Annotated in this window: 13 protein-coding genes; 4 read left to right on the top strand and 9 right to left on the bottom strand. The window is 46.4% G+C overall.

Translation table 11 applies throughout. The annotated features are described in order from the left end of the window. Positions 1 to 19 precede the first annotated feature (19 nt). The 3 genes from SPICA_RS13305 to SPICA_RS13300 all read left to right on the top strand — a co-directional run bounded on the left by SPICA_RS13305 (position 20) and on the right by SPICA_RS13300 (position 1,850). Positions 20 to 1,132: a sugar kinase gene (locus SPICA_RS13305; protein WP_013970000.1), complete on the top strand. Its 1,113-nt coding sequence runs from the start codon at positions 20 to 22 to the stop codon at positions 1,130 to 1,132. Positions 1,133 to 1,304: 172 nt separating this feature from the next. Beyond that, complete coding sequence (locus SPICA_RS15530) at positions 1,305 to 1,475, top strand: hypothetical protein (protein ID WP_013969999.1); 171 nt, start codon at positions 1,305 to 1,307, stop codon at positions 1,473 to 1,475. A 60-nt stretch (positions 1,476 to 1,535) separates the two neighbouring features. Beyond that, a complete protein-coding gene (locus tag SPICA_RS13300; protein WP_013969998.1) occupies positions 1,536 to 1,850 on the top strand; it encodes an ArsR/SmtB family transcription factor in 315 nt (104 codons plus the stop codon). 64 nt (positions 1,851 to 1,914) lie between these two features. Here the strand turns inward: SPICA_RS13300 and SPICA_RS13295 are convergent, their stop codons facing one another. Genes SPICA_RS13295 through SPICA_RS13280 form a run of 4 tightly spaced genes read right to left on the bottom strand, consistent with a single transcriptional unit; the run spans position 1,915 to position 4,685 of the window. After that, complete coding sequence (locus SPICA_RS13295; RefSeq protein WP_013969997.1) at positions 1,915 to 2,349, bottom strand: arsenate reductase ArsC; 435 nt, start codon at positions 2,347 to 2,349, stop codon at positions 1,915 to 1,917. Then, positions 2,346 to 3,077 (bottom strand): amino acid ABC transporter ATP-binding protein, encoded by a 732-nt coding sequence (locus tag SPICA_RS13290; protein WP_013969996.1) that lies wholly within the window; start codon positions 3,075 to 3,077, stop codon positions 2,346 to 2,348. The genes SPICA_RS13295 and SPICA_RS13290 overlap by 4 nt, the downstream gene beginning before the upstream one ends. Continuing rightward, positions 3,061 to 3,888: an amino acid ABC transporter permease gene (locus tag SPICA_RS13285; protein ID WP_013969995.1), complete on the bottom strand. Its 828-nt coding sequence runs from the start codon at positions 3,886 to 3,888 to the stop codon at positions 3,061 to 3,063. Before SPICA_RS13285 ends, SPICA_RS13290 begins: the two co-directional genes overlap by 17 nt. 2 nt (positions 3,889 to 3,890) lie before the next feature. Then, a complete protein-coding gene (locus SPICA_RS13280) occupies positions 3,891 to 4,685 on the bottom strand; it encodes a basic amino acid ABC transporter substrate-binding protein (protein ID WP_013969994.1) in 795 nt (264 codons plus the stop codon). 212 nt (positions 4,686 to 4,897) lie between these two features. Here SPICA_RS13280 and thrC point away from each other — a divergent pair, with 212 nt between their 5' ends. Continuing rightward, complete coding sequence (gene thrC / locus SPICA_RS13275; protein ID WP_013969993.1) at positions 4,898 to 6,202, top strand: threonine synthase; 1,305 nt, start codon at positions 4,898 to 4,900, stop codon at positions 6,200 to 6,202. Between the two features lie 11 nt (positions 6,203 to 6,213). Here the strand turns inward: thrC and SPICA_RS13270 are convergent, their stop codons facing one another. From SPICA_RS13270 to SPICA_RS13250, 5 genes are all read right to left on the bottom strand, one after another. Continuing rightward, positions 6,214 to 7,383: an HD domain-containing protein gene (locus tag SPICA_RS13270; protein ID WP_013969992.1), complete on the bottom strand. Its 1,170-nt coding sequence runs from the start codon at positions 7,381 to 7,383 to the stop codon at positions 6,214 to 6,216. 2 nt (positions 7,384 to 7,385) lie between these two features. Further along, positions 7,386 to 11,153 (bottom strand): alpha-amylase family glycosyl hydrolase, encoded by a 3,768-nt coding sequence (locus SPICA_RS13265; protein ID WP_013969991.1) that lies wholly within the window; start codon positions 11,151 to 11,153, stop codon positions 7,386 to 7,388. A 19-nt stretch (positions 11,154 to 11,172) separates the two neighbouring features. Further along, positions 11,173 to 13,149 (bottom strand): 4-alpha-glucanotransferase, encoded by a 1,977-nt coding sequence (locus SPICA_RS13260; protein ID WP_013969990.1) that lies wholly within the window; start codon positions 13,147 to 13,149, stop codon positions 11,173 to 11,175. A gap of 135 nt (positions 13,150 to 13,284) precedes the next feature. After that, entirely contained in the window at positions 13,285 to 14,325 is a 1,041-nt protein-coding gene (locus tag SPICA_RS13255; RefSeq protein ID WP_013969989.1) for a radical SAM protein, read from the bottom strand. Continuing rightward, positions 14,312 to 16,012, bottom strand: coding sequence for an HD domain-containing phosphohydrolase (locus SPICA_RS13250; RefSeq protein ID WP_013969988.1), 1,701 nt, complete (start codon positions 16,010 to 16,012; stop codon positions 14,312 to 14,314). Before SPICA_RS13250 ends, SPICA_RS13255 begins: the two co-directional genes overlap by 14 nt. Positions 16,013 to 16,116: the final 104 nt, after the last annotated feature.

The raw sequence follows: 16,116 nt of genomic DNA, 5'->3' as shown, positions 1-16,116 counted from the left end.
AGAAAAGGAGATAAATGAAATGGCCCAATTACAGATTCGACCAACCGAAGGAACAACCCATGATGTATTAGCCCTGGGAGCCCTTGTAACAAGACTGGACCCCGGGATTATTCCCTTCGCAGAAGCCAATCATTATGATTTGTATGTATCCGGTGGTGAATATAATGTTGCGGCAAACCTTTCCATGTGTTTTAGAATGCGCACCGCAATTGCTACTGCAATGGTAGACTACCCTATTGGACAACGGGTAGAAAATGCAGTTCGCCGTGCTGGAGTTTTCCCCTATTATGTACGATTCCCCCACGATGGTGTTCGGGGCCCCAATATGGCTACCGTATGGAGCGATAGAGGCCAGGGGGTACGAGCGCCGGTTGTATTTTATAACCGTTCTAACGAAGCAGCTGGTTATTTAAAACCCGGGAGCTTTAATTGGTCAGAAATTTTTAGTAAGGGTGTCCGTTGGTTCCATTCAGGGGGTATATTTTCCGCCCTTTCTGAGACAACTCCTTCCCTTGTTATTGAGGCAATGGAAGCCGCAAAAAAATCAGGGGCGATTGTATCCTTTGATCTTAATTACCGGGCTAAACTCTGGGCTGTTGCTGCCGCGGAACGGGGATTTTCACCTGTCCAGGCGGCAGAACAGGCCTCGAAAACACTTCGAGAAATCGTACGTCATGTGGATGTACTGGTGGGAAATGAAGAAGATCTCCAAAAAGGTTTGGGTTTGCCTGGTCTTGAGGTGGAAAGTAAAAACAAACTCGACCCTTCAGCCTTTTTGGGTATGATGGAGAGTGTAGTTCGTGATTTTCCGAACATTAAGGCGGTAGCAACCACACTGCGGGAAGTCCATTCTACTAACCGTCATTCCTGGGGTGCGGTCCTCTGGCTTGATGGTAAAAGCTATGTCTCCCCTACCTGCGAACTGGATGTTTTCGACCGGGTCGGAGGTGGCGACGGTTTTGCCGCAGGCTTATTCTATGGGCTTCTTTCCGGAAAAAACCCCGAAGAAGCCCTTAAGCTTGGCTGGGCTCACGGAGCTTTGCTCACCACAACCCCGGGAGACACCACCATGGTAAGCCTCGAACAGGTTGAAGCCTTTGCAAAGGGCGGGTCTGCGCGTATTCAGCGTTAGTGGATTAACTCGCTGACTGTGATAGCGTGATTGGTAGCCCTGGCAGTTTGGTAGTTTAGCAACCAGAACACTCCTCGCTGAATCTGCCAGGGCTTTTTGCATTTTGTGAGGTTTTATCATATGTTTATAGAGGAACAATTGGTGTTTACTATTGTTCCAAAGGAGGGATTGTATGTCCATAGACAGTTCAGGTTCGGTTGTTGGGCCTGTTGGGCTTACGGTTCCACTACCTCAGGAAAAAGCTGCTGTTTCTGAATCTGTTCCGGAACCGATTCCAGAGCCGGAACCACCCCCTGCGCCCCTGCCAGCCTATCAGGGCAATGTTATTGATGAATCGGTCTAAGGCTTCAGCCATATCTTGACATTGTTGCATTATATTGCAACTATACTGTATGAGGTTGCTATGACTGAAGAAGAACGGAAACGCTGCGAACTACGGGCCCATATGTTCAAAGCCTTGGCCCATCCATTACGCATTTATATGCTTGAGAAGCTCAAAGAACGCCCCAGGTGTGTCTGTGAAATGGCTAAAGAATTAGGGGTCGATAAATCTATTGTATCAAAATATTTAACACAGCTTAAAAATGCTGGTATCATAGAAGATAAAAAAAGGGGCACCCTCGTAGAATACCACCTGGCTGCTTCCTGTGTGCTTGAACTGGCTTCCTGTGCTGAATCTTCTGTCCTCGAAGTACGCAAGAAACGGCTTATGATCTAACCGATTATTGCCCCCCTTCAGTTATTTCAACCGTCGTTTCATACAGAGGAATGGCTCCTATGACCTATTCCAGAGCTTCCGGCAAGGTTTGAACAAAATCCCGGATTTCATCCCGAACTTTCCGGTAAATGTTCAGTACCTCTTCTTCCGACTTAGCCTGTTTAGCCAGGGTTGGCGGATCCTGGAATGAATGGTGGATTACCTTTGCCTTACCGGGGAATCGGGGACAGACCTCTGCAGCATGATCACAAACCGTCACCACATAGTCGATCCCCTTATCCAAAAGTTCCGTTACCAGTTTCGACCGGTGTCCTGATATATCTACACCTGCTTCTGCCATGACTTTTACGGCGATTGGATTTAATCCATGGGCTTCCACCCCGGCGGAATAGACTTCATAGAGGTCGCCCTTCAGATGCCGGGCCCAGCCTTCTGCCATCTGGGACCGGCAGGAATTACCGGTGCAGAGGAAGAGCAGTTTCTTTTTTTCAGTGTTCATAAAATATGCTCCAAAAATCGTTTGGTCCGTTCTTCCTTCGGATTGGTAAAGAACTCCTCAGGCGGGGCCGATTCAATAATTTGTCCCTGATCCATAAAAATTACCCGGTTTGCTGCAGCCCTGGCAAAGCCCATTTCATGGGAAACTACGAGCATGGTCATCCCTTCCTTGGCAAGGGCGGTCATAACATCCAGTACTTCCTTAATCATTTCAGGATCCAGAGCACTGGTGGGCTCATCAAAAAGCATGACCTTAGGATTCATAGCCAGAGCCCGGGCAATAGCGACCCGCTGCTGTTGGCCTCCTGAAAGCTGGTCCGGATAGGCATGAGCCTTGTCGGATAGTCCAACCTTCTTTAAGAGCCGGAGCGCGGTTTCTTCAGCCTCGATAGGTGTAACCTTTTTTACCGTAATTGGTGCAAGGGTAATGTTTTCCATTACAGAAAGGTGGGGAAAAAGGTTAAAGCTCTGAAATACCATGCCTACCTCTTCCCGAATCTGTCGGATATCGGCCTTTTCGTCGGTCACGCAATCCCCATCAATATAGATGGTTCCACTGTCCAGTCGTTCCAGCCGGTTCACACTGCGAAGCAGGGTGCTTTTCCCCGAGCCTGAGGGTCCGATAATAAGGATCACCTCGCCCTTATGGACCTCTAAATCTACCCCCCGGAGGGCTTCTACTTTCCCGTAGGTCTTACGGGCTCCTCGAATACTAATGAATGGTTCCACGATGCCTCAACCTTTCTTCCATAATCGCGACAAGCCGCGAGAAGAATAATGTCATAACCAGATAGATGAGGGCTATGACGGTATAACTTTCAAAGTACCTGAAGGATGTAGACGCATATTCCCGTCCACGCCGCAACAGGTCCGCAACTGCCAGTATCGATACCAGGGACGAATCCTTAAGTAACGCAATGAATTCGTTTCCGATGGGAGGCAGTATAACCTTAATGGTTTGGGGTAATATAACCTTTCTCATGGCCTGTCCCTGGCTTAAACCCAACGCCAGGGCTGCTTCCATTTGTCCCTTGGGTATAGACTGGATACCGGCCCGGAAGATTTCTGCCATATAGGCCCCATAGCAAATGGACATGGCGAGGATGGCCGCAGCGGGACCGCTCAGTTTTACCCAATTTCCCAGGGCATAATAAATATAAAAGAGCTGGACTAGAAGGGGAATCCCGCGAATGATTTCTACATAAACGGTAGCAATGCGGTTCACAATGGTTATCTGAGAAATACGGCCCAAACCTGCAAAAAGTCCAATGATGAGCGCAAAGAAGATGGCTGAAATGGTAACACCAAAGGTCACCATAAGACCATCGGGAACAAAGGCAAGGATTTTTCTGTAAGGGTCAGGAAATGCGACGGTTAAAACAATTAATACCGCCAAAGCCCCAAAGAATGAGATGTTCCAGGCTGAAAGGGCACCCTTCTCCCCCTTTTGAGGAATGAGGGTACCATCGGTAACATTAATATGAGTTGGAAGAGGAATGAGATCCTCTTCCGGCTTCTGATCAGTTTTTTTTTGTTCCATGATTAATGAAGCCACTTCTTTGCAATTGCTTCCAGTTTACCGTTCGCTTTAATCTTGGCCAGGCCCTCATTAATCAGTGCAAGGGTTTTCGTGTCACCCTTACGCACAGCGATACCAAGCCATTCATCGGTGAAGGGTTCGCCCACAATCTTGAGTTTGTCCTTGAATTTGGGGTTCTGCAGGGCAAAATCGGCGGCAATCGGATTGTCCGCTACCACACCGGCGATTCTTCCATTGGCAAGATCTTCAAAAGCCAATCCCACCTCATCGTAGGTTGCCAGTTCAACGCCACTCACTTTCTGAATTTCTATGGCTCCGGTAGTACCGATTTGGGCTCCGACCTTTTTACCAATCATATCCTTCAACGTGCTGACCCCATTCAGGGTTTTTGCAACCACCAAGACCTGGCCTGCATTCACATAGGGTTCAGAAAAATCCATGGTCTGTTTTCGTTCTTCGGTGATAGTAACCGATGAACAGATTGCATCATAGTTGCCTGCCGCGAGGCCAGCAAAAATACCATCCCATGCGGTGTTACGGATTTCCACATCAAAACCTGCGGCTTCAGCGATGGCCTTCATCATCTCTGGAGCAAAACCGACGATATTTTTATTTTCATCGACAAATTCCATGGGCGGCCAGGTTGCATCTGAGGCGATAACTAACTTAACCCGTTCAGATGCGGTTTTATTCTGTGCCGAAGCAGAATCCTTTTTCTGACATGCAAGGAAAGAGCCTGCTATAACAAGAGTAAAAAGTGTAAAAAGAGTCTGCTTGAACCAATATCGCAATGACATGGAAAGCCTCCTGTAAAAATGGTACTGTTTATAATAGTAGGAACTGTATATATTGTCAATTTAACGGTATTTTTATACAGCCTTATTGTATTTAAAACTTGATTAGTTTTAAGTTGAGAGGGAGTGCGTCATCTTTGTCGTGATCATTTGTTCTTCTCTTGAAGTATACGTAAAGACTGGATACACTTATAGAATAGGAGTAAGGAGCAGGAATGGAATTTTCTTCTACCCGTTCAAAGGAATTGAGGGTCAGCTTTAGGGATGCGGTTTTGCACTGTCTTCCATCCGATGGGGGGCTTTATGTGCCTGCATCTATGGTAGATCTGCGGCCTTTTTTCCTTTATATGGATAGCGAAACTACCTACCCCGAATTGGTTGCTACTATAGCTCCGGTTTTATTGCAGGGCGAGCTCAATCCCATTTCCGCTGCTCGGGTCGCAGAAAGTGCTTTTAGTTTCGAGCCTGAGTTAAAGCGGCTCGATGCCAATTTATCGGTCCTAGAACTTCATAATGGACCCACCGGAGTGTTTAAAGATTTTGGTATTGCCTTTCTTGCGGCTGTTATGGAAGAACTGTTAAAGCCTTCAGGTCATGCGATGACCTTAACAGCTACCACTGGCCGTACTGGTGTTAGTGTCGCCCAAGCATTCAAAGGCAGAACAGGAATTACAGCGGTAATATTATACCCCGAAGGCCATGTGCGGGGTTTAGACCCATCAACCTTTGTGAACAACGGGGGTAACATACTTCCCATACAAATTGAAGGCACCTTCGATGATTGTCAGCGCCTTATCCGAGATGCTTTTGAAGATCGGCCCTTTGCGGAGCGCTATGGTCTTACCAGTGCGAATACCATTAATGTGGGGCGCCTGTTACCCCAAGCTTTTTATTTCCTCTATGCGTTCATCAAAATTAAAAAGGAACTGCATGGTGATCTATTATTCAGTGTGCCTTCAGGTAATTTTGGGAACCTCATCGCAGGGCTCTATGCTTGGAAATTCGGGCTTCCAGTGAACGGATTTATTGCTGCGATGAACGCCAACGATACCTTTGGTGATTTCTTCCGGGGACAATCCTTTGTTCCTCATATACCGGTACGTACGTTATCCAGGTCGATGGATGTGGGGAATCCCTCTAACTATGAGCGGCTTGCTGCCTTTTATAATGAGGCTCCGGCGGTAATGAAACATATGGTCTATTCCGAACGAGTTGATGATGAGGCCACCCTGGCGGCGATGGAACGGGCTTGGAAACGGTATGGTCTCCACCTAGACCCCCATGGGGCGGTGGGTTTTGCTGCGGCGGAACGGCTTCTTGCCGGTGATATTGAGGATGGCCATGTGGTAGTCCTTTCAACGGGGCACCCTGCAAAATATGCTGATCTTGTTGCCAGGGTAACCGGCAAAGCGCCGATAACCTCAGAAGTACTGGAAAACCTTCAAAAAGAAGTAGCCCCTGTTGCGGTTATTCCGGCCCGTCTCGATGCTCTTGAATCGGCAATTGCAGGAGCTTTGTAACCGCGGCCAGATCAGCGCCGCTTTTTATCTAACTTTTTTCCATCTGCACTTCGATAGGGGTTTTTTACATTTCGAAGGTAATTCTGATAAGCCGCAGCACTCTCATAATAATTGTCTAAACCTTTAAAGGATGAAGCCTCATCGCAACGGTATAACTCCAGAAGTATCGGGAAAAGAGGTGATTCAAGGGTTTCCTGGGTTCGCTGGAGGGGAAGCCGAGGCAGGGCGGCGGGCATCATATGGTTCCGCACGAGGTATTGTACCTTGGAAATCATTTCTGATGAGAAGCCAAGCCGCTGCATGAAATGGCGGGTCACTTCTGAGCCGAGCTCTGCGTGTTTATCGAAACGGCGGTTACCGGAACTGGATGCAAGGCTTTTACCTGAGTCATGGAGCAGGAGCCCTAGGGAAAGAAGGAGATCAGGTTTTTTTCGATGCCGAAAGGTTTCCATCGTATGGTTCCAGACATTTCCCTCGGGATGAAACTCCTTTGAATGGTCCACCGTATTCATCATAGCTAGTTCAGGCCAAAGTTGTGAAACGATGCCGCTTTGTAAGAGGAGTATAAATCCTAAGTCTGGTCGATGGGATGTTAACAGCAATTCCAGGTAGGTCCGTTGCAGTTCCGCAGGTACATCTATCGGTTCTGTAGGCTGAGTAATCACCTTGAGCAGTTCCTGTACAGGATCATTTTGATGATAGATTGTTTCTTCCGGTATATATCGGGCCAGAATGACCGCTGTTTCTAGAATGAGTTGTACGGTTTCATATACTTCCACCAGGTTTACCCAAGGAAGGATTCTGGCTATAGCAGTTTCGGTCCTGCGTACTTTTCGTGCCATTTCTGCATAAACCGGATAACAAGAAGTTTCATCAATATAAACCTTCCGATTTACATGAAATCTCAGTTTGAGGAGTGGATGGCAAAATACCGAAGAGCTTCGTTCGTCGGTGCAATAAAAATAAAAGCGTCCTTCTTCCCGATATATTGCTGCATCTGCTACTGTTACGCCAGGGAACTGAAGGTCATCGAATAACTTGCTGAGCTCTGGAAGATCTGCGTTTGTTTGAATAAAGGTAACATGCCCTGGATGTATGGATAAATACCGGTCCAGGGCACTGAACCCAATCAATTCAACAGTCCATCCCGCTTCCAGCAATTCGCGGAAGGGGCTTTTCATTACTATTCCTTTTTGGATTTTTGTGTCGTACTACTACGTGTATTGGTCCCAGACGTCGGTTTTACAACCATGGTTTTAGGGCGCAGGGCTTTAAGTAATTCCTCAACCTTGTATTCTGAGTTCTCCATAGCTTTACTCAATTCCTGCTTGATCTGGGCAATCATTTCGAGCCGTTTGGTCCACTGGCCTGTGTTGAGCTTCGAAGGATGGGGTACCAAAACGACCGATCCCCTTTGGGGGCGTGTTTGAACTGTCTGTTTTTGAGGGGGTAAAGCTGCTTCATCAGATTCTATGGCAGCGATAATCCCTGTAAAGAACAGAACCTGCTCCAGTCGTTCCTTGGTGAACCAGAGCACATCATTAAAGAGATTGACATTCAAGAAGGATTTAAAGTCTTCTCTAGTAAATAGATGTGAAGCAATAGAAAGACTTATAGAGGGACCCGCAAACAAATCTGGGTCTTCGCTCATGGTTCTGCTCAGAATCAGTTTCAGCAGTTCTACAACATGGTAACTTTCGTCTGCCGGAAACCCTGCTTCCTGATAACTTTCACGAAGTTTCCGGTCCAGACACCAGTGGTCGACAAGCCTGCGGGCATCTTCACCGGTGGCTTCCAAACCTATAATGCCCCGATGCAGGGCGAGTACTAGGTATCCAGCAATATATGCTGAAATGCGGGGATTTTCATGTAACTTTGTATACATAGTGTGGATGAGGGTTTTGCCATTAGCTTGTAGACTGGCTGGCGGTTTTTCGACATATTCTCCCAGCTTAATGAATCGTTGCATGGATTGAGCAAAGGTATCCCAGATCTGCTCTGCTTCTATAATATTGTATTCTTGCTTCCGTTCAAAGGATTCATAGCGTCCAGAAGCACCGTCTAAATATTCTCGAGCGATACGGATATAGCGGAGGATAGGATCTCTCAGTATTTCGATAAAGGGTGTAGCCTTAAGTCCCTTTTGTTCCTGTGTAAAGAATTGATAGAAGCCGTTAAAATATGAAGGTTTGACTAATTCTTTAAATGCGCTATAGAGGTCTCTGAGGAAGAGATCCTGAAAAGCTGCATGCAGGTCCGGAACACCCCGTCCTGCCAGTTCATCATGTAACCGTTGCCAATGTCCCAAGGCATTGTCATTGATTTCATGAATATCCAAAAACACCTGAGACTGGTAGCCATCGAGGGCTATGAAAAGCCCCTTTTCATTTAATTCCCTGCTAGAGCGAATGAACCAACGGTCTGAACGTTGTTCTCTAAGGAGGGTAAAGTTATTGGGATTGTTGCTTAGCCCGAGTGCTTGGGCTAGGTTTTTTTGCTGGCTCATCTTAGCTCCCCCAGGTCCTTTCTGGCTGCTGGGAACCGAATTTCGAATCCACCCCGAGGCCCGATGAAAGTTGTTGTTGTAGAATACCAGGGCTCGTTCTTCTCCGAGACGGTTGGAATAGGCAAAAACATTTTCATTAACAGAGCCATCGGGAGTGTACAGGTCGTAGAGGGCAAAGTTTTCACTGTCAGCAAAGAGTCGACGTTTTTTAAGGAGAGGGAATATTTCCCGTTCATGCCGGGCAATGAGTTCCTGATCCGGGGCTTCGTTTCGGTAGGATCTACGGTATTCCATACCGTACTTTTCTTCGAAGCCTTCGATTTGTCCATGGCCGAACATAGGAAGTCCCGGCATGGTCGCCATGAGGGTGCAGACCCCGAAATATTTGTCTCCCCGCCCAAACTGAATGGCGGCGGTTTCCTCATCGGGGTTATTCATAAAGTTGACGAAGCGTTGCAAAATTTGGGGATCGAATTCCAGGGTGTTTTTAATGGTCGCCCGGTATTTTGCGTTCTCTTCCATTTTTAACATGTTCATAAAAGCAGAGTTGTATACCCGGTGCATGCCGAGGGTACGGACAAAATAGCCTTCCATCATCCAAAACGCCTCAGCCAGCAGCAGGGTGTCTGGTGCCTCAACCGCACAGCGGTCGACCACTTCCCGCCAGAACTCGTTGGGAATTCGCTTGTCGAATTCTTCTTTGGTAAGTCCATATTCAGCCCGGCTTGCAATATCTCCACCGGTGCCTGGTTCGGGATACCAGAGCCGTTGAATATGCTTTTTTGCTAATGTCATGGCAGCATCGAAACGTACTATGGGAAATTGCTTGCAGACACCAATAATGGTCTGGATAACCGCCTCCCGGGCCTCAGGATTGAGAAAATCGATCTGGGCCGTATCGTTCCAAGGCATGGAAGTTCCATCATTGCCATGGTAGATGTAGCGGGTGTCACCGGTACGGAAATCGACCCGTTTAAATACAACCGCTGCATCGGAACGGCTGTAATAGTGGTCCTCTAAATAAATACCAATACCTTCACGATTGGAAAGATTTTCTCCATTAAAGGTATAGCTGGGGAAGGGCGAATGCTGCAGCTGGAGGAATCGGTCCGGGTGTTCCATTATCCAGCGGGAATCGATACCGGTGTGGTTGGGAACCATGTCGGACCCGAGACGTATGCCCCGCCAGGAACAGCGGTGCCGAAGGTTCTCCAGAGCTTCCCAGCCGCCGAGCTCAGCGGCTATGTCATAATCGTAGAGGCTGTAAGCGCTGGCGGCTGCTTCAGGGTTGCCACAGCGGCGCTTAATTTCCCGGCTAGCCTGACTCCGTTCCCAGAGTCCAATGAGCCACAGCCCTGTAAAACCCCGGCGGGCCAGTTCATCCAGTTCTTCATCGGGAATCTGATCGAGCCGGTGGATGGGTCGGTTATATTTTTGGGAAAGCTGGTAGAGCCATACGAGGGTGCTTTTTGCCATGAGGACCGTCCGGGGCATCCATTCTCGGTCCTCGGAAAATCGTTCATATTCGTGTTCCAGTTCATTATAAATATATGCTCTGGTTGGGCCGGGACCGGAAAAACTTGGTTTTTCTTCCTCTTTAATAACATCGAGGCTGGTAAGAAGTCGTATAAGGTATTTACCAATTAAAAGTCCCCATTTTTTTCTGATGTATTCCAGTTGTCCATACAATGAATAGGGTTCCGCTACGGCAGGACTGCGCAGAAGGTCCCACAAATTTTGGTTATCGGGTCCGAAGTGTGGTAGGGTGGCCAGATGCCCCTTCAGAATCTCCACTGCCTTGCTGTATTCAGTAGTTGCGGCGAGTGTTTCATCTGAAAACATGAATGCAAAGGGTTCAAAGGCAGGGTTTTCGTTAGCTAACCGAAGTAGCATTAACTCTTCCAGTACGAGAAGCCGGTTCGGTGTTCCCTCATCGCTTTCCTTCAGATATTCCGCTACGGTCCGTTTCTTTTCGTATACCGATTGAGGTGGGAAGAGTTCGACAAAGCTTGTGAGCAGCTTATTGACTGCTTGTTCCCCAAGCTGTTGCTCGAGGGCATCCATGGTTGTTTGCAGAACTGTGGGACATGCCTGTTCCCGGTATAGGGCGGTAACATAATGGAGAATTTCATCAATAAGTCCCATGGCATTGAGTTTTCCCGCTTTTATATACCGTTCAGGGCTGATTTCTGGATTAATTTTACTGTTTATTTTCTGGGCAAATTCCCGTACACTGCGAAAATCTGCAAAGATCACATTACCTCGAATTGCAAACAGGGTCGAATCCAGTCCATAAGCATCCCGCACTTCCCTGGCAACATGGAATTCCCGTAATGCGTAAAAGGTATCAGCATAAAAAGCTTCTGATACTGTATCTGTTTCCTTGAGAGCGGGCAGGCGAGCGAATTTGTTAAATGCTTGTAATGTAATTGTAAGTTCGGTCATAATTGTGTTCCTTTTACCATCACCTTCGATTTGAAGTAAGCCTTTTACAGGCTGCAATAAACGTCTCATCTTTTTGAATGGTTTCTAATGTGCTGGGCAGGCGATAGGTCCAGTTAAAGTCATTTACACTACCCGGGACATTGATCCGTTCATCCTCAGGATCCTCGGCATACCATTGAAGTGAAAGGTGCAACAGGTCCTGAATCTGAAAAATGCAGAATCGAGATCTAGTTTGCATGATGTGGCTGAACAGAAGTTCAGCGGTTTCTGGGGTATAGCGGTCATTTATGTAGGGTACATTGATGAACTGACGGAACTGTTCACGGTCAGCTTCGGTTTCCCACCATTGCCGAACCGTTGAAGTATCATGTACTGCGGGTGTGCAGACAGATAATTCAGGATATTCGGTAAAAGGAATATAGGGCTCTCCCCATTCACCCCAACGGCGGGTCCATCGCACAATTTTTAAGCTCAATATGCCTAACTCCTGCAGTACCCTAGGAACGCACTCCGGAATTGTACCTAAATCTTCTGCACAAGGTATCATATCGGTAGCATGCAGAAAGGTGGAGAGGAGCTTCCTGCCCTGGTCTTCCCAAAGCTGTTCTGATTCAAGCCGTTTTTGCTGAATGAGGCTTTCAAGATTCCGTCGTTCCGATTCTGAAAGGGTTGGAAAGGCACGGGTATCCCAGTAAGTCCAGCTTGGATAGTAGGTTTTATCCTCTTGTGGAATGAGAACCCGATTTCTCCAGGCTCTTAAAAGATATTCTTTTAGTGAATGATGGATATCCAGAGCCTGTATATCGATTTCTCCTGATATAGCATTGTTAAAAAGCCAGAGTTCTTCATTGCCTATCCGGGTCAGTGCTTTGGCACAGGCTTTTCGTACCGCAGCCTCGGTAGTCGGGTCTCCCTGCATGGCTTCGAATAATTCATGAGTAGGAATGTGTGGTTGGACGAGCCATCTGATACGGCTGTCATCGAATCCAAGGTTAGAGAGTTCTTCAGTGGTAATTGGTACCGATGGGACAAAGTGTCCCAGAGCTGCGGACATATTTTTACGGGATGTAGCCCAGATTCGGAAAAATCCTAGTACATGGTCAATTCTGAAGGCACTGTAATAACGGGAGGCGAGGCGGAGTCTATGTATCCACCAAGCAAAGCCCGATTTCTCGAGGGCGTCCCAATTATAGATGGGAAATTGCCAGTTTTGTCCCAGAGGATTAAGGGGTTCTGGTGGTGCCCCTGCGGAAAGGTCCCGATAGAATAATTCACTATGGGCCCAGACATCGGCCGAGTCTTCATTCATCAATATGGGAATATCTCCTTTTAGAATAATACCCATGTCCCGGATCGTTTGAGCCGCCTTGGTAAATTGATGGTCCAGGGCTGCCTGTATCCAAACCCAAAAAAGGTGTTCTTCTTTATACTCAGAGTTGTCCCATAACTCCTGGATGAGTTTATCCTTCACTTCTTTATAGTAATTCCATGCATTCCAGTGCGCCCCATGGTGCACATCTTTAAGGCGCCGGTACACCGCGTAATCGATAATCCAGGGGTTTTGCTGTATCCAGGTATGTAGTTTTTTGCCTGGTTCGGCATTCGCGAAGATTTTTTTCTTGTTTTTCTGGAAGATTTCCCGCAGTAGTGCCAATTTAGCATCCTGGAGGGGGCCGTAAGCGAAACGGGGAAGGTTTTCGAAGCGAGCTTTGAGTTCTTGTAGTTTTTTTTCAAAGCCCGAGGCTTCTTCCATATCGCTGATACGGAGATATAGAGGATGCAGTGCAAAGGCTGTCAGTGCACTATAGGGAGAACTTTGAAAGCCTGAATCGTTTACTGGCAACAGTTGAATCAGTCCAATGCCACAGGATTTACAAAGATGAGCAAGTTCTACCAGGTCCGGAAACTCTCCAACCCCAATACTGTGCTGGGTTTTCAAAGCCCCTAACGGTACTGCAACACCGGTAAGCCGTTTAGTCTGATTCGAAAGATGCATAACCCCTCCACATTGTGAGTACCATGAACATTATATTCGACACTATACCATGAGTATATGACTGTTAAACCGGTTTTGTAAATAAAATTATAACGAATTTTGTTTTAATAATATAATATGCTAGGGCATGCCAGGTTATCCGGAAAGAGGTGGTGTGTCATTTGGTATAAACCCATGTTCCCAGTGCCAGATCGGGACCGAAAGCTCTGATGAAAAGGGGTTTGTTTTCATAAAATCAGGAAGCCAAGCATCATCTGGGACTAGCTCCTGATAAAACCCGTCTTCTATATCGAATTCCTCGAACCATCTTTGGATTATCTCGAATTCACGTTCTCCAACATACCGGTCAGGTAGTTCCTTGGCAAATCGATTTTTGGGGCTTTTCACCGGAGTATACTGGGTCATTACAGAAATTAGCGCTTTCCCTTGTGCGTGTTCGGCAAACCATTGCAGAACTGCTCGGGTATCTTCGAGTCGATCTGGTAGAACCAGGTGCCGAATCACCACACCGGATTCCAGAATAAGGGGCCAATCCGCTGCGACCGGTGCCCCTGTATGTGCAGCCTCAAGGGCTTTACGACAGGGGCCATACCGTAACTCTTTCATAGAAATCATGGCAAGAATAGCCTTTGTAGCTGCCTCCGGATAATCGGCAGCATTAAAGTAGCGGCCCGCAAATGTGTTGTCGAGTGTTTTCAGGTCCGGGAGGAATACATCAATATAAGGTTCTGCGTTCAGCAGTACCTGAGCTGATTCATAGCTTGAGGAATTCCAAAGGATCGGGATTTGTAACCCTTCTTTCCGTGCCTGTGTAATGCCTGTGATGATTGCGGGGATGGCATGGCTTCCGGTTACGATATTGATGTTCTCCGCTCCTGCCCTTTGCAGAGCGAGGCAGATAGCGGCGAATTCATCGGTTTTCACTACCCGACCCATGCCACTGTGAGACACTTGCCAGTTCTGACAGAATGCGCAGCCTAGGGTACAGCCGGTTATAAAAATAGTTCCCGAACCACCGAGGCCGGTAAGGGGTGGTTCTTCTCCCCGGTGTATGTTAGCTACTGCAATTCTGAGGTCTGCGGTTTCCCCGCAAAAGCCCCGCTGGCCCGCCAGTCGGTCTACACCGCAGTTGCGGGGGCAAAGGGTGCAAGATGTATATAGATTATCCCAATACATAATAGTTCTGATAAATTTGAACAATATGTGGCCGTTTTTCTATAAAAATGTCAATCAATTCGGGATTAAAATGGGTGCCAGCCTGCAATTGTAGCATATGTAATGCCTGATCGATAGGAAAGGCTTCTTTGTAAGGTCGCTTGGTGGTAAGGGCATCGAATACATCGGCTATGGCAACAATCTGGCCTTCCAGGGAAATGTCCATTCCCTGTTTCCCCTGGGGATACCCTGTACCGTTCCACCATTCATGGTGGTCCATAACAATGTTGTAGGCGGTATGAAGCATGCCAAACCCAAGCTGATTAATAAATTGATCATTGGCATTTTTAAGCAGTTTTCCTCCAATAACAGGATGTTGTTTCATAATAGCCCATTCTTCATCGGTCAGTTTACCTGGTTTTAAGAGAATAGAATCGGGGATTGCAATTTTGCCTAAATCATGGAGTGGTGCAAAGAAACGAATTTCCTCTGTTTTCTGAGGAGTGATTTTCCCCTGTCCCTGGAGTACCTCTGCAATGAGTGATGCGTACAAAGAAACCCGGCGGGTATGATCTGCGGTTTCATCATCTTTAAATTCTACAATATTAACGATTCCATCACCAAATAAGGCTAGAGAAGTTTGCAGAGCGTAAGAATAAAAAATCCTGCTGTTAAGGATACTGGCTACTAAAAGGGCTACATTTCCCATATCATCGGTATACATGTTAGGTTGGCTGTGGGCAAAAAAGATAAATCCGAGCAGTCGCTGGTTTACAATAATGGGAATTGTAAGATTTGAAGAAATACCCTCTTTTAGTAAGAGCTGGGCAGAAAGACTGTTTTTCTCCTGCAGATTATTGATGATTCTATAAGGCAATCTGCGGTCCACTATGGTCTTAAGGGAGGTGTCATGCAAACTTTGGGTAAATCCTTTGTTAAGAAATACCGGTCTATTCCCTCGGACAGTGGCATGAAAGGCCACCAGGGTGTTTTGATTGTTGTTATACAAGGCAAGAGAAAAGCGGTCACAGGGAATGAGATTCTGATATTTATCTGAACAAAATACACTGCCAAACCGGTCGATAAAAGCTTCGATCGAAAAACTTAAATCCATGGATTGTAATTCTTGGATAATCTCTATCATATCCATGGTATTAGTAAAGAAATTGCCAAATTCTTGCATTTCTTGGTAAGGGATACTATCATTTCGTATTTCCTTTAGGGTGTGTCGATTGAAAAGGGCTTGATTAAAATACAATAGTGTATTTTGTGTGAATACAAGGGATTTTTTTACAAACCTATAGGTATTGCTAAAAAGAAATACGATGATGAATAAAAGAATGAAAATAAAGAGGTTCTCAAATTCAATCAGAATGACAACTCGTTGTAAATGTTGATTCCTCATTTCCTGTAGAAGTGCAGAGACTCTTCTCCCCTCAGCTTCGAGACCGGTACGGTTTTGCTGAGCCTTGAGTTCTGCAAACTTGTTTTCTGGTATATACTTTGTAATTAATTCAATGATTGCGTCATCCAGAGTTCCTGAAGTATAAATAGTATTTAAACCGCCAAATATAATTCGCGAATTCATTAATAATGTACTGTAATCCTGTAAGAGCAGATATGCTCCCAGAAGCAGAGAATAAATAACAACCCCTAGCATAATTGCGAACAGTAATTGGCGTTGGAAGTATTTTCTAATCGATTTCATAGCACAAGGATAACCTCTTTAGCAAACTATAATATATTGGAACATCGGTGTAAATCTAATAGTATTTGCGAAGTGGTTTTATGCTAGAGCAATTATCTTGAAAA

It is taken from the genome of Gracilinema caldarium DSM 7334 (genome assembly GCF_000219725.1).
In the GTDB taxonomy this organism is placed as follows: domain Bacteria; phylum Spirochaetota; class Spirochaetia; order Treponematales; family Breznakiellaceae; genus Gracilinema; species Gracilinema caldarium.
Note: the sequence above shows the minus strand (reverse complement) of the source record. Positions and strands in the feature narration are given on the sequence as shown.

Bases quoted from the DNA above. Each gene is read 5' to 3' on its own strand.
- SPICA_RS13305 (WP_013970000.1), top strand. From the start codon at position 20: ATGGCCCAATTACAGATTCGACCAACCGAAGGAACAACCCATGATGTA.
- SPICA_RS15530 (WP_013969999.1), top strand. From the start codon at position 1,305: ATGTCCATAGACAGTTCAGGTTCGGTTGTTGGGCCTGTTGGGCTTACG.
- SPICA_RS13300 (WP_013969998.1), top strand. From the start codon at position 1,536: ATGACTGAAGAAGAACGGAAACGCTGCGAACTACGGGCCCATATGTTC.
- SPICA_RS13295 (WP_013969997.1), bottom strand. From the start codon at position 2,349: ATGAACACTGAAAAAAAGAAACTGCTCTTCCTCTGCACCGGTAATTCC.
- SPICA_RS13285 (WP_013969995.1), bottom strand. From the start codon at position 3,888: ATGGAACAAAAAAAAACTGATCAGAAGCCGGAAGAGGATCTCATTCCT.
- SPICA_RS13280 (WP_013969994.1), bottom strand. From the start codon at position 4,685: ATGTCATTGCGATATTGGTTCAAGCAGACTCTTTTTACACTTTTTACT.
- thrC (WP_013969993.1), top strand. From the start codon at position 4,898: ATGGAATTTTCTTCTACCCGTTCAAAGGAATTGAGGGTCAGCTTTAGG.
- SPICA_RS13270 (WP_013969992.1), bottom strand. From the start codon at position 7,383: ATGAAAAGCCCCTTCCGCGAATTGCTGGAAGCGGGATGGACTGTTGAA.
- SPICA_RS13265 (WP_013969991.1), bottom strand. From the start codon at position 11,153: ATGACCGAACTTACAATTACATTACAAGCATTTAACAAATTCGCTCGC.
- SPICA_RS13260 (WP_013969990.1), bottom strand. From the start codon at position 13,149: ATGCATCTTTCGAATCAGACTAAACGGCTTACCGGTGTTGCAGTACCG.
- SPICA_RS13255 (WP_013969989.1), bottom strand. From the start codon at position 14,325: ATGTATTGGGATAATCTATATACATCTTGCACCCTTTGCCCCCGCAAC.
- SPICA_RS13250 (WP_013969988.1), bottom strand. From the start codon at position 16,012: ATGAAATCGATTAGAAAATACTTCCAACGCCAATTACTGTTCGCAATT.